The following is a 13,710-nucleotide window of genomic DNA, read 5'->3' as shown; positions in this document are numbered from 1 at the left end:
ATGCCGCAGCACAGGAACACCGGTAGACAAACGTAGCAGGTAGGGCGGGCAACCAGTTGTCTATGCAAAACTATATCCTTATAACACACTACTTCTAACACACTATAATGGCCCAATTCAACGATCCCGCCGCTTACGAACGCTACATGGGCGGCTGGAGCCGCGCGGCAGGTGAACAATTTTTAGACTGGCTGGGACAACCGCACAGCCTGCGCTGGCTGGATAACGGCTGCGGCAGCGGCATATTCAGCGAACTGTTGTGGCAACAGGCACAACCGGCAAGACTGGACGGCATTGACATCTCGCCGGAACTGCTTGCCCACGCGCGACAGCGTCTGCCGCAGACAATCACCCTGCACCACGGCGATGCCAACGCCCTGCCCTTTGCCGCTGGCAGTTTCGATGCTGCCGCAATGGCGCTGGTTATCGTCTTTCTTGCTGATGCGCTGCAAGCCGTGCGTGAAATGCAGCGCGTGGTGCGCAGTGGCGGGATGATTGCCACCTACATTTGGGATTTGCCGCATGGCTTTCCCTACGCCGACGCTTTTGCCGCCCTGCTCGACTGCGGTGTGCAGCCCGACCGAGCCGCCTCCGATGAAACAACCGCACTCGCGCAATTGCAGGCCTTGTGGGAGCAGGCCGGCCTGCAAGAAGTGGAAACCTGCGCTTTCACCGTCGCCCAACGCTATCCCGATTTCGCCGCCTACTGGCAGGCACTGGCCGATAGTGCCAGCATCGGTGCCCGCTTTGCCGCCTTACCGGCAGACATGCAGGCGGCAGTACGCGCGGCATTACAAGAACGCCTGCCTGCCGAACCTGACGGCAGCATCCGCGTTACCGCCCGCGCCCACGCGGTGAAAGGAATCTGCGCCTGAGCTCCGGCGCGACAAACGCGGCATCATCAGCCAGCATTCCCCGCCGTAAGCAAAAAACTTCCGGCGAATACTTGACAAACCGCATTTTATAGTTGAAAAGAAGCGTAGCAAGGCGCGCCGCCGCAGACAGTACAGGTAGTACGGCAGGTTCCCATAAAAACCGCATGGTGATTTTTATGGGGTCCGGTCAGGCAGCACAACACCGTTACGGTTTTTCAGCAATTCGACTATATGTACAAGCGGGACAAACACCGGACCAGCGTCCAGGAGTTCCAAACTCCTCCACCCGCTTGCGGGAGGTGGGGGCTCACAAACACTCCAAATCTAAATTAGCTCAAAAAAGGTTACCTGAAAGCATGGGCCTCATTGGAATTCACGCTTTCAGGCAGCCTCAAGGCCGCTCCCCATCCACTCCCTCAAAAAAAGGATCTATATTCCATGGACGATATGCTGAAACAAGCCGCCCTCGATTTTCACCAATATCCGCAGCCCGGCAAAATTCAGGTAGCCCCCACTAAAGCACTGGCCACCCAGCACGACCTGTCGTTAGCCTATTCCCCCGGCGTGGCTGCCCCCTGTCTGGAAATCCAAGCCAACCCGCAGGATTCCTACAAATACACCGCGCGCGGCAACCTGGTGGCCGTGGTTTCCAACGGCACCGCCGTGCTTGGTTTGGGCAATATCGGCGCCGAGGCCAGCAAACCGGTGATGGAAGGCAAAGGCGTATTGTTTAAAAAATTCGCCGGCATCGACGTATTTGATATCGAAATCAATGAAACCGATCCCGAAAAACTGGTGGACATCATCGCCTCGCTCGAGCCCACTTTCGGCGGCATCAACCTGGAAGACATCAAAGCGCCCGAATGCTTCTACATTGAGAAAAAACTGCGCGAACGCTGCAAAATCCCGGTATTCCACGACGACCAACACGGCACAGCCATCATCACTGCCGCCACCGTCCTTAACGGCCTGCGCTTGGTGGGCAAAGACATCGGCCAAGTGCGCTTAGTGTGCTCCGGTGCCGGTGCCGCCGCCATCGCCTGTCTCGACTTGCTCGTGGCTTTGGGCATGAAACGCGAAAACATTACCGTGTGCGACTCCAAAGGCGTGATCTACCAAACCCGCGAAGACCGCGAACGCATGGACGCAAGCAAAGTGCGCTACGCCATTGCAGACCAAGGCTGGCACAAACTGGGCGACGCCGTACCCGGCGCCGACATCTTCCTCGGCCTCTCCGGCCCCAACGTGTTGAGCATCGATATGCTCAAACAAATGACTGCCTCACCCATCGTGCTGGCCATGGCCAACCCGCAGCCCGAAATCTGGCCGCCGGAAGCCAAAGCAGCCCGCCCCGATGTGATTATCGGCACCGGCCGTTCCGACTTCCCCAACCAGGTAAACAACGTTCTCTGCTTCCCCTTCATCTTCCGCGGCGCGCTCGATGTGGGCGCCACCACCATCAACGAAGAAATGAAGCTGGCCGCCGTGCGCGCCATTGCCGATTTGGCCATGGCCGAGCAAAACGACAAAGTCGCTACCGCCTACACCGGCGCCGAGCTGAAATTCGGCCCAGAATACCTGATTCCCAAACCCTTCGATCCGCGCCTGATCGCCCGCGTGGCACCCGCCGTGGCCAAAGCCGCCATGGATTCCGGAGTGGCCACCCGCCCGATTGCCGATTTTGCCGCTTACGAAGAAAAACTGAACGAGTTTGTTTATAAATCCGGCCTGTTTATGAAACCCATCTTCGCCCAAGCGCGCCAATCGCTCAAACGCGTGGTGTTGGCCGAAGGCGAAGACGAGCGCGTGCTGCACGCCACCCAACAGATTGTGTCTACCAAACTGGCCGCGCCGATTCTCATCGGCCGGCCGGCAGTAATCGAAGCCCGTATCCAAAAAATGGGCCTTACCATCCGCGCCGGCAGCGATTTCGAAATCGTCAACAACGAAAACGACCCCCGCTTCCGCGAATACTGGCAAGCCTACTACAACCTACAAAAACGTAACGGCATCAGCCCCGATTTGGCGCAACGCCACGTTATCGCCAACCCCACCCTCATCGGTGCGCTCATGCTGCACTTAGGCCATGCCGATGCCATGGTGTGCGGTACGGTCGGCCACTTCCGCTATCACTTGGATGTCGTTTCCAACGTTGTCGGCTACAACAACCCCGACCACACTGCCTGCGCCATGAACGCGCTGATTTTCGGCGGCCACAACTTGTTCATCGCCGACACCTATGTAAACGCCAATCCGACTGCCGAGCAAATTGCCCAAAGCACGCTGATGTGCGCCGAAGAAATCCAACGCTTCGGCATCACGCCCAAGGTCGCGCTGCTGTCGCACTCCAACTTCGGCTCCGTGCCCTCCGAAAGTGCCGAAAAAATGCGCCATGCGCTTGAGCTCATCCGTCAAGCCGCCCCGCAGTTGGAAATCGACGGCGAAATGCAGGGCGATGCCGCCTTGGTGGAAAGCCTGCGCCAGCAAAGCATGCCCGACTCCACCCTGAAAGGCGCTGCCAACCTCCTGGTGATGCCCAATGTGGAAGCCGCCAACATCAGCTGCAACCTGCTGCGCGTCGCCAGCCCCGACGGCGTAACCGTGGGTCCGATTCTGCTGGGCATGAAAAAACCTGTGCACATCATCAACCAGCTCGCCTCCGTGCGCCGCTTGGTAAACATGGTGGCACTGGCCGCTGTGGATGCACAGCGCCAAGGCTAAACCAGCTGCAACAGTAAAAATCAAGGCTACCTGAAATTTCAGGTAGCCTTTTCTGCCGCCACACTTTTGCCGCCCACAAACACCGAATTAGCTTATAATCCAGTCTTCAAACACATACCCACCGCTGCGAGCAAAATAATGAACTACTTTGAACAAGCCCGATTCAACATGGTCGAACAGCAAATCCGCCCCTGGAGCGTATTGGATTTCGACGTTCTCGACGCCTTGGCCGAAGTGCCGCGCGAACAATTCGTTGCCCCCGAACAGCAAGCCTACGCCTATGCCGATCTTTCCCTGCCCCTGCCCAACGGCAGCGCCATGCTCGAGCCCAAAGTGGTTGCCCGCCTGATTCAAGGCCTGAAGCTCACCAAAAAAGACACCGTACTCGAAATCGGCACCGGCTCCGGCTACGCTACCGCCGTGCTGGCTAAACTCGCCGGCCGCGTCATCACCATCGACACCGATGAAACCCAGCAGCAACAAGCCAAAGCCGTGCTCGACCGCCTTGGCCTCACCAATATCGACTACCGCATCGGCGACGGTCTGGTAAACCCGCCCATCGCCACCGTAAGCGCCATCTACGTGGGCGGCTCCTGCCCCGTAATGCCCGAAACCCTGCGCAGCAAACTGCCCGCCGGCGGCCGCATGACCGTAATCGTCGGCCAAGAGCCCGTAATGCGCGCCCTGCTCGTGCAATGCAACGGCGAAGACAGCTACGAACAAAGCGTGATGTTTGATACCGTGGCTCCCGCCCTCAGCGGCCCTGCCATAAAAAAAGCCTCATCGTTCCGCTTCTAAAAATTTTCAGGTAGCCTCACTGGAAAGGCTACCTGAAATTTATAGCTGCCCGTTGGCATAAAAATAAGGCGAATCAACGCTGTATCATGCCATCTTAAAATGACCAAGCAACAAAAAAGCAGCCAACCGGCTGCCTTCCCAAATAACTGGCGCACCCAACAGGGATCGAACCTGTGACCTTCAGCTTCGGAAACTGACACTCTATCCAACTGAGCTATGGGTGCGAGAAGCGTGTAAGATTAACCCAAAACCGGCGCAAAGGCAAAAAATTCTGTCTCCTTCCGGCGGCAAAGCAGCACAGAATAGAATTTTACGATTGGAAGCTATAAGCGAATTCAGTGTAATTTCGCACAATCTTACAAACCGAAACCAAATCTGTATCAGCCGGTTTGAACGTGAATCCAAAAGAAGCGTTCAATAATCTGATTATGTGAAGGTTTCACACCAATAAACAAGCATGCTGCCGCATGCGCCCATAACGACCACAAACCATAAAGCCCGCGCCATAAACACCACTGCCACACTGCCAACAATATCATAAGGTTCAGCCGCCATCACCTTTATCGGCGCAGCCTGTTCATTTCGCTGATTAAACTCGCCACCGGCTACTACAGCAACGTTTTCGATATGCAGCCCGATGCCGTGGAAACCCGTATCCAACCCATCGGCCGCCTCACCATGGGCGATGGCATATCCGTAGGCGAATGCAAAGGCAAACAAGTGTTAGACAAAGTCTGCATCAATGCCACGGTGCCGATGAAAAAGTTGCCTTCTCCCCTAAAATCACCTCCAATAACGACTAGGCAACCCGTCTCAAACAAGATTGCCCCCTGGTGTAACACGCTCTGCAAGGCTTCAAAACCATGCCCGCACGCGACAGCAATGCCAACCATAAGTGACGCCGACATAGAAGCCACCGTGGTATATATGGCCAGCCAATCCGGCCACAAGCTGTAGGCTGCTCCTCCCTTAGTAAAGACCATCTGAAAGATTATTTTAAGATATCTTTTATGCTGGGTCATGACCCATCCTACTCACCAATCTACCCTACTATGAAAGAGAAAGAACGGATTGTAGGCTACCTGAAACGTCACAGGCTGCATGCTGTGAGCAACTCGTTGCCCATGCGGAAGCCATACCAACTGAGAACACCAATAGGGCTGGGCTGAAATAAAGACTACCTGAAAACCAGCTTTGCAGGTTTTCAGGTAGCCTCTTCACATCCTACACTACCAGTTTAGTGCTTCATAATCAGCAAATAGTAGAACAGCTGCATAATCAATACAGTGAGCGCGGCCAGCGAAGCCAGCGTCCAGTTAAATTCGCTGTGTACGGCGGCGGCAGATGCAGGAACATTCGGAGGGCCGGAAGGTGTAGAGAGCAGGTTATCGGCGGGTTGGTCGATAACAGCGGGCAGCTTGACTGCAGCAGGCAGCTGGATGCCGCCGGGGTCACGGCCGGATACTAAGTTGAACACCAAGCTTTCGGCCTGGATGTGGATATTTTGGGTTTGCCCATGGCCGGCAGCGGCAGATTGCGCGCTTTTGAGCAGGGTGTCGATGCTGGGCAGCACGGCGGGCGGCGGCGGGGTGGCAGCGGAGCGTTGCAGCAGGGCTTCGATGGCATCGGCGCTGTGGGTATTGTGTTCGGCTTCGGCCAGCTTGAATGGCATGGCTTGGCCGGTGTCGTTATCCAAGGCCATACGCTGGCGGCGCAGGCAGCTGTCGATTTCGTCCAGCTCGGCGGCCAGCGGTTTTTTCTGAGTGTGCAGGGATTCGTCGGCGTCTTGCCCGGTCTGCTGTGCAGCCAAGGCAGCAGATTGTTGTTTGAGGCGGGCAAGTTTCTCGCGCAGGGGCATTTTGGCGTGAATCACGTCTTCCTGCAGAATCTCGGCTTTGGCAGCGGGCGCACTCTGGGCTTTTGGCTTGCGCGTTACCGTGAAGGCGTGCCGGCACTGGCTGCACTGCACCCGCCCGTTGGCTGCCTGCAAACCGGCTACGGCATAATGATTCTCCGCTTGGCAGCGGGGGCAACTGAGTTTGACGGTTTTCATGTGTCGGCAATCCAAATACTGATGTTTCGGCCGCTATTTTAAGAAAATTAATGCGCTTTTACCATTTTCAGGTAGCCTTTTAGCGGCTAACTGTCGGTTTTTTGTATATTTTGCAGAGGATTTATGCTGGCGGTTCACTCTCGCCAAACCATTTGCCATGAATTTAGCCGTTCCAAAAAAGAAGGATACACGGCCTTGGCTTGCCTGGTTTCACTCCCATTCGAAACGGCTCTATTGCACTGCCGGCGAGTTATCTGGCTTTGCGCACGCCCACTAAACGCACCCAGCCGCCTTCGGCAACCGGCAGTTGCATATCGAACCATTCGCTATAGATGCCGTTTAGCTCTTCCGCCTGCTCTTCCAAAATGCCGGAAAGCACAATCCGCCCGCCCGCCTTGGTGCGTGAGGCCAGCATGCCGCCCAACAGGCGCAGCGGATTAGCCAGAATATTGGCCACCACCACATCGTATTCCGCTTCCGGTAAGTCGTCGGGCAGGAAAAAACGGGCGGCGGCTTCGTTTTGCTCGGCATTGCTGCGGCTGGCAACAATAGCCTGCTCATCGATATCCACGCCGTCGGCGGCGGCAGCGCCAAGTTTGAGCGCGGCAATGGCCAAAATGCCGGAGCCGCAGCCGTAGTCGAGCACGCGGTCGGCAGCTTGGATATTTTCATCGAGCCACTGCAGACACAACCGGGTGGTGGGATGGCTCCCTGTGCCGAAAGCCAAGCCGGGGTCGAGCCGCAGGTTGACGGCCGATTGGTCGGCAATATCGTGCCAGGTGGGCACAATCCACAGCCGCCCGGAAATGCGGATGGGGTCGAACTGCGATTGCGTGAGGCGTACCCAATCCTGCTCCGGTAGCTGCTCGATGCGGTAGGGCGGCACTTCCAACCGGCACTCCTTGGCCGCTGCCGACACGGCGGCAGCTACGTTGCATTGGTCGTCAAACAGGGCGATCACCAAGCTGCGCTGCCAAATTTGGCCGTTTTCTTCGCCCGGCTCGCCGAAAATAGCCTGTTCTTCGTCCGTGCCGGCGTAGGCATCTTCAATCGCGGCCGACAATGCGCCAACGGCCATTAAAGCATCGGAAAACTGCTCGGCACGGTCGGCACCAATTGGAATACTGGCTTGTTGGTAGGGCATAATCGCATTTCTTTCAAACGGTAAGGGCGCGTATTGTATAGCAAGCCGCCGCCCTTCCGCCAGCCGCGGCGCTTGCAGGCTACCTGAAAGCAGATGCGGCAAGCTGCGCCCAAACCGCCCGCTGCCGTTTTCAGGTAGCCTCATCTTAGCGTTTGCCTATACAATTCCATCTTTAGAAAAGGCTACCTGAAAGCACGCACATGCCCCGCGAATTCCAACTTTTCAACTTGCCCGCGCAATTCGACCTCGACCCCGCCGCGCTGGAGCAAACCTACCGCCAACTGGCCGCCCGCTTCCATCCCGACAAAACCGCCACCGCTTCCGCCTTCGAGCAGAAGCAGGCCGTGATGATGGCCGCCGCCGTAAACGAAGCCTACCGCCGCCTCAGCCGGCCGCTGGAGCGAGCCGTTTTGCTGCTGCAGGCACAAGGTATTCAGGCCGATTCCGAAGAGCGCACCGCCTTCGATCCCGAGTTTCTGATGCAGCAAATGGAATGGCGCGAAGAGCTGGCCGCTGCCCGTGCTGCAAACTCCCCCGAACGGCTTGCCGCACTGGATAGCCAAGTGGCTGCCGAAGAGGCTCGGCTGCTGGCCAAACTCAGCACCGCCTTTCGGCAGGAAGACTACACCCAAGCCGCCGAACTCGTGCCGCAAGGCCGTTTCCTCGATAAAATCCGACAGGAAATCCACGCTGCGTTGTAAGCCTGAAAAAGCTACCTGAAACTTTCAGGTAGCCTTCTTGATTATCTGCCTCATGCTAAAATCCGCTATCATTTTTTATCAAACCTCCGAGGCTACTCCATGAACACCCGCCCCGAAATCCACGCCGCCGCCTTTGATTTGGACGGCACCTTAGTCGACTCCCTTGCCGATCTCGCCGCTGCCGCCAACGAAGCCCGCCGCAGCGAAAACCTACCCCTGCTCGACGAAAAACTGATGATGTCCTATGTGGGCGATGGCGTAGGCAAACTCGTGCACCGCGCCCTCACTGCCGACCCGGACGGCCAAGCCCCCGATGAGGTGTGGCAGCGTGCTTTCGCCGTGTTCGCCCATCATTATTCCGAACACCTCGACCGCCACACCTACATCTACCCCGAAGTGCAAACCGGCCTCCAGCTCCTGAAAACCCTCGGCATCCCGCTGGCCGTGATCACCAACAAACGCGAAGCCTGGGCCGCCGAACTGCTGCGCCGCCTAGGCCTGGCCGACCTGTTCAGCCTTGTGGTGGGCGGCGACACCCTGCCGCAACGCAAACCGGATGCCGCGCCTCTGCTGCACGCCGCCGAAGTATTGGGCGTGAAGCCGGAAAACATGGCGATGGTGGGCGATTCGCGCAACGACATCCTGGCCGCCAAAGCCGCCGGCTGTTTTGCCATTGGCGTGCGCTACGGCTACGCCGATATGGACAAACTAGCCGAAAATCTCGCCACCCGGCCGGATTGGATCGTGAGCACCCTGCCCGAAATTTACGACCGCCTGCGCCCCGATGACCGCCGTTAAATCCCTGCGCAGTCGCGCCTTAGATTTATTGTCGCGTCGGGAAATGTCGCAGGCCGAACTGCGGCGCAAACTCGCGCCCTACGCCGAAGACCCCGCCGAAATCGACGCTTTGCTGCAAGAGTTTGCCGACCGCAACTGGCAATCCGACCGGCGCTACGCCGAAAGCTACGTATACAGCAAAAGCAGCCGCTACGGCCGACTACGCCTCGCCCAAGGCCTGCAACAGCAAAAGCTGGACAACGAACTCATCAAAGCCGCCCTGCCCAGCCGCGATAGCGAACGTGCCACCGCCAGCGCCGTGCTGCGTAAAAAGTTCAAACAGCCCCCCGCCGACTTCGCCGCACAGCAACGCGCCGCCCGCTTCCTCGCCTACCGCGGCTTCGACCACGACACCATCCGCCACGCGCTGGATAAAGCCTGGCAGGACGAAGAAGAGTGGGATGAATAAACAGAAAGGCTACCTGAAAGCACCCTTGCGGCATTTTCAGGTAGCCTTTTGCAATACAGAACCCTACTGAAAAGGCTACCTGAAAGATGCAGATCTGGCTACCTGCTGTTTATGCACAAACCAGCCAATATTTTCAGGTAGCCCCAGCACCCCTCCCACGGCGGCGTCCCCTTAGTCTGCTGTGCCATAGTCCACGCAAACAGGCAGGAATGCCTGCTGACTGAACATCCAAACCCGCCCTTCCGGCTACAAGGCATACGTCTCTTCCAACGCTGTCCCTTAGAAATCGTTGCCATCTAAATTATCTATCCGCCTCCCCACGCTGAGGCTACCTGAAAACCATCTGCAGAAAATGACAGAATATTTGCCGCATCCGCCGCAAGCACCCTGATTTAGGCTACAATATAACTATCTGTTCCAATCCCCCTTACCACCGAGCAAGCAGAAAGGATGCAGGATCATGAAGTTTAACGAACTCTTCCACCACAACGATTTTATTGGCCGCCATCTCAGCCTATCTGACCGCGCCGCCCTTTTGGCCGCACTGGACGAAAAAGATATAGGCAGTTTTGTGGAGCACACCGTGCCGCAAAGCGTGCGTATGCCCGGTTCGCTGCAGCTGCCCAAAGCATTAAGCGAATCCGATGCCTTGGCCAAGCTCAAGGGCATCGCCGCCAAAAACCGTATCAATAAAAGCTATATCGGCCTAGGCTACTACCCCACCCGCCTGCCGAACGTGATTCTGCGCAATGTGCTGGAAAATCCGGGTTGGTACACCGCCTACACGCCCTATCAGGCCGAAGTGTCGCAAGGCCGTTTGGAAGCGTTGTTGAACTTCCAACAGGTGTGTATCGACTTCACCGGCTTCGAGCTGGCCGGCGCCTCCCTGCTCGACGAAGCCACCGCCGCTGCCGAAGCCATGACCATGGCGCGCCGCGTGGGCAAATCTAAATCCAACCAATTCTTTGTGGACGAGCGCGTTTACCCGCAAACGCTGGACGTGATCAAAACCCGAGCCAAATATTTCGATTTTGAGCTGGTGGTGGGCAATTTCGACACCGCCCGCAACGGCGAATACTTCGGCGCGCTATTCCAATATGTGGGCAAAGACGGCGACGTGGCTGACTTGGGTGATGTGATTGCCGCTGTGAAAGCCAAAGGCGCATTGGTGGCCGTGGCTGCCGACATCATGAGCCTGGTGCTGCTGAAAGCACCCGCCGAGTTGGGCGCCGATATTGCCTTGGGCAGCACCCAGCGCTTCGGCATCCCGATGGGCTTCGGCGGCCCGCACGCTGCTTATTTCGCATTTAAAGATAAAGACAAACGCTCCGCTCCCGGCCGCATCATCGGCGTATCGGTGGATGCCTCCGGCAAGCAGGCGCTGCGCATGGCGCTGCAAACCCGCGAGCAGCATATCCGCCGCGAAAAAGCCAACTCCAATATTTGTACTTCGCAAGTGCTGCTGGCCAACTTGGCCGGTATGTACGCGGTGTATCACGGCCCCGAAGGCGTAAACCGTATCGCCCGCCGTATCCACGCGCTGGCTGTTGCTTTTGCTGATGTAGTACAGGCTGCCGGTGGCAAAGTGGTGCATTCGGTATTCTTCGATACTGTGGCCGTGGATTTCGGCAGCAAGGTGCAAGCCGACGGCGTGTACCAAAAAGCACTGGATGCTGGCTTCAACCTGCTGCGCATTGGCGAGAACGTACTGGCTGCCGCCTTCAGCGAAACCTCCAGCTCCGAAGAGTTTGCCCAACTGGTTGAATTGTTCACCGGCAAGGCGGCGGCTCTGCCCGAGAACGCGCCCGCCAGCAGGCTACCTGAAAACCTGCAACGTAAAGGCGCGATCTTGCAACACCCTGTGTTCAACAGCTACCACACCGAACACGAAATGCTGCGCTACCTGAAAAAACTGGAAGAGCGCGACTTGGCCATGAACCGCAGCATGATTTCGCTCGGTTCCTGCACCATGAAGCTGAATGCCACCGCCGAGATGATTCCGATCACCTGGCCGGAATTCACCAATGTGCACCCGTTTGCCCCGCGCGAACAAGTGCAAGGCTGCCTGGAAATGACCCACGGCCTGCAAGAGCAGCTCAAGGCCGTTACCGGCTTCGACGCCATCTGTATCCAGCCCAACTCCGGCGCACAAGGCGAATACACTGGCATGGTTACCATCCGCCGCTACCACGAAGCGCAAGGCCACCCCGAACGCAACGTGTGTCTGATTCCGCGCTCTGCCCACGGCACCAACCCCGCCACCGCCCACATGGCCGGTATGCAGATTGTGATCGTGGATACCGATGAGCACGGCAACGTGGATATTGCCGATCTGAAAGCCAAGGCCGAACAACATAAAGATACGCTGGGCGCTTTGATGATTACCTACCCGTCCACCCACGGCGTGTATGAAGAAGGCATCCGTGACATCTGCTGCATCATCCACGAAAACGGCGGCCAGGTGTATATGGACGGCGCCAATATGAACGCCCAAGTCGGCATCATGCAGCCGGCCGAAGTGGGCGCCGACGTGTTGCACATGAATCTGCACAAAACCTTCTGCATCCCGCACGGTGGCGGCGGCCCCGGCATGGGTCCCATCGGCTTGAAAGCCCACCTTGCTCCGTTTGCGCCAAGCCATGTTGTGGCACCGGTAGAAGGCGCCACCGTGGGCATGGGTGCCGTATCTGCCGCACCCTACGGCTCCGCCAGCATCTTGCCGATTACTTGGATGTATATCAGCATGATGGGGGCAGACGGTTTGCGCCAGGCCACCGAAACCGCCCTGCTCAACGCCAACTATGTTGCTAAGCAGCTCTCCGCCGATTATCCGGTGCTCTACACCGGCAAAAACGGCCGCGTGGCGCACGAATGCATCATCGACCTGCGCCCGCTCAAGGCAGAAAGCGGCATCACCGAAGTGGACATCGCCAAACGCCTGATGGACTACGGCTTCCATGCCCCGACCATGTCCTTCCCCGTGGCCGGTACGCTGATGATCGAGCCCACCGAAAGCGAAAGCAAGGCCGAGCTCGACCGCTTCATTGCCGCGATGAAACAGATTAAGCAGGAAGCGCTGAAAGTACAGCGCGGCGAATGGCCGAAAGACGACAACCCGCTGGTCAACGCACCGCATACCGCCGCCGATGTAACCGGCGAGTGGGAACGTGCCTACAGCCGAGAAGAAGCCGTCTATCCCCTGCCCTATGTGCGCGAGAACAAATTCTGGCCTAGCGTAAACCGTATCGACGATGTATACGGCGACCGCCACTTGGTCTGCTCTTGCCCCAGTATCGAGCACTATGAAGGCTAAACATAGGCATTAACCCTGTCATAAAAGAAAGGCTACCTGAAATCAAATTTTCAGGTAGCCTTTATTGTCCTTATACAAAGCGAAATAAAACCAAAGAAACTAGCCATGACTATGCCCATTTTACGTACAAAGTAGCAAAGCAGTAAGCAATATGGGAGCACAGCAAGCTGAATGCATGAGGTATGAATAAATCGGTGCTTTAACTAGAAAATCTGTTACACTGCTTTCAGGTAGCCTAAATCAAATGTTACCAATCATCTATCCAAACAACACCAAGGAGTCATTGTCATTATGATTACTGTAGTTGCCCAATTCGAAGTCAAACCCGCCCAACTGGATAAATTCCTGCAACGCTGCGACGAATTGATTGCCGAAACCCGCAAGGAAAACGGCTGCCTGTCTTACCACCTATACCAAAATACCCAACAACCCAACCAAGTCAGCTTCATCGAGCTATGGCAAAACCAGGCTGTATTGGATACCCACTCCGCTTCTGCACACTTTACCCATATTGTGCCAACCTTGGTAGAAGCCTGCGAAAAAGCCCCGGTTATCCAACTCTATACACAGATTAAATAATTTTCCTGCCAAAGCAAGAGAGGCTGTCTGAAACATTCAGCTAGCCTCTCTCCTTTCCTCGTTCCATTCCTCACCCATTTCTTCGTCTCCTCTTCTCTCTCGTTTCTTTATCCCCACTTCCTTTTCCAACTCACACTGTACCGCTATCCCGGATTTCCATTCCTTTCATCATACTCCCACAAAGCACGACACCCGCCATCAGGCAGGTGTCGTAAATAGGTGTTTGGCAGTGTCCTACTTTCGCACGGGTAATCCGTACTATCATCGGCGCTGGTTCGTT

At 56.7% G+C, this 13,710-nt stretch carries 11 protein-coding genes and 1 tRNA gene; 8 read left to right on the top strand and 4 right to left on the bottom strand.

Translation table 11 applies throughout. The annotated features are described in order from the left end of the window. Positions 1 to 107 precede the first annotated feature (107 nt). From A7P96_RS03445 to A7P96_RS03435, 3 genes are all read left to right on the top strand, one after another. Positions 108 to 875 carry a class I SAM-dependent methyltransferase gene (locus tag A7P96_RS03445; protein WP_067524768.1) on the top strand — a complete coding sequence of 256 codons (768 nt, stop codon included), beginning with the start codon at positions 108 to 110 and terminating at the stop codon, positions 873 to 875. Positions 876 to 1,313: 438 nt separating this feature from the next. Then, a complete protein-coding gene (locus A7P96_RS03440; RefSeq protein WP_067524766.1) occupies positions 1,314 to 3,596 on the top strand; it encodes an NADP-dependent malic enzyme in 2,283 nt (760 codons plus the stop codon). A gap of 138 nt (positions 3,597 to 3,734) precedes the next feature. After that, entirely contained in the window at positions 3,735 to 4,394 is a 660-nt protein-coding gene (locus A7P96_RS03435; protein ID WP_067524764.1) for a protein-L-isoaspartate O-methyltransferase, read from the top strand. Between the two features lie 147 nt (positions 4,395 to 4,541). Here the strand turns inward: A7P96_RS03435 and A7P96_RS03430 are convergent. The 4 genes from A7P96_RS03430 to prmA all read right to left on the bottom strand — a co-directional run bounded on the left by A7P96_RS03430 (position 4,542) and on the right by prmA (position 7,591). Beyond that, positions 4,542 to 4,618, bottom strand: a tRNA-Arg gene (locus A7P96_RS03430). A gap of 202 nt (positions 4,619 to 4,820) precedes the next feature. Continuing rightward, positions 4,821 to 5,114, bottom strand: a complete 294-nt coding sequence (locus tag A7P96_RS10655) for a hypothetical protein (RefSeq protein ID WP_156496257.1) — start codon at positions 5,112 to 5,114, stop codon at positions 4,821 to 4,823. Between the two features lie 517 nt (positions 5,115 to 5,631). Continuing rightward, positions 5,632 to 6,447: a hypothetical protein gene (locus A7P96_RS03420; protein WP_067524760.1), complete on the bottom strand. Its 816-nt coding sequence runs from the start codon at positions 6,445 to 6,447 to the stop codon at positions 5,632 to 5,634. Positions 6,448 to 6,697: 250 nt separating this feature from the next. Continuing rightward, on the bottom strand, positions 6,698 to 7,591 hold the full coding sequence (gene prmA / locus A7P96_RS03415) for a 50S ribosomal protein L11 methyltransferase (RefSeq protein ID WP_067524758.1): 894 nt from the start codon (positions 7,589 to 7,591) through the stop codon (positions 6,698 to 6,700). A 200-nt stretch (positions 7,592 to 7,791) separates the two neighbouring features. Between prmA and hscB the strand changes: the two genes are divergently transcribed. The 5 genes from hscB to A7P96_RS03390 all read left to right on the top strand — a co-directional run bounded on the left by hscB (position 7,792) and on the right by A7P96_RS03390 (position 13,430). Next, on the top strand, positions 7,792 to 8,292 hold the full coding sequence (gene hscB / locus A7P96_RS03410) for a Fe-S protein assembly co-chaperone HscB (protein WP_067524757.1): 501 nt from the start codon (positions 7,792 to 7,794) through the stop codon (positions 8,290 to 8,292). Positions 8,293 to 8,391: 99 nt separating this feature from the next. Beyond that, positions 8,392 to 9,090, top strand: coding sequence for a phosphoglycolate phosphatase (locus A7P96_RS03405; protein ID WP_067524755.1), 699 nt, complete (start codon positions 8,392 to 8,394; stop codon positions 9,088 to 9,090). Next, the gene (gene recX / locus A7P96_RS03400) at positions 9,077 to 9,538 is read left to right on the top strand and encodes a recombination regulator RecX (RefSeq protein ID WP_067524754.1); all 462 of its coding nucleotides are present in this window, start codon (positions 9,077 to 9,079) and stop codon (positions 9,536 to 9,538) included. Before A7P96_RS03405 ends, recX begins: the two co-directional genes overlap by 14 nt. A 460-nt stretch (positions 9,539 to 9,998) precedes the next feature. After that, positions 9,999 to 12,851 carry an aminomethyl-transferring glycine dehydrogenase gene (gcvP, locus tag A7P96_RS03395; RefSeq protein ID WP_067524753.1) on the top strand — a complete coding sequence of 951 codons (2,853 nt, stop codon included), beginning with the start codon at positions 9,999 to 10,001 and terminating at the stop codon, positions 12,849 to 12,851. A gap of 291 nt (positions 12,852 to 13,142) precedes the next feature. Further along, positions 13,143 to 13,430: a putative quinol monooxygenase gene (locus tag A7P96_RS03390; protein ID WP_067524752.1), complete on the top strand. Its 288-nt coding sequence runs from the start codon at positions 13,143 to 13,145 to the stop codon at positions 13,428 to 13,430. Positions 13,431 to 13,710: the final 280 nt, after the last annotated feature.

This window comes from Eikenella sp. NML03-A-027 (assembly GCF_001648395.1).
Taxonomy (GTDB): Bacteria; Pseudomonadota; Gammaproteobacteria; order Burkholderiales; family Neisseriaceae; genus Eikenella; species Eikenella exigua.
Note: the sequence above shows the minus strand (reverse complement) of the source record. Positions and strands in the feature narration are given on the sequence as shown.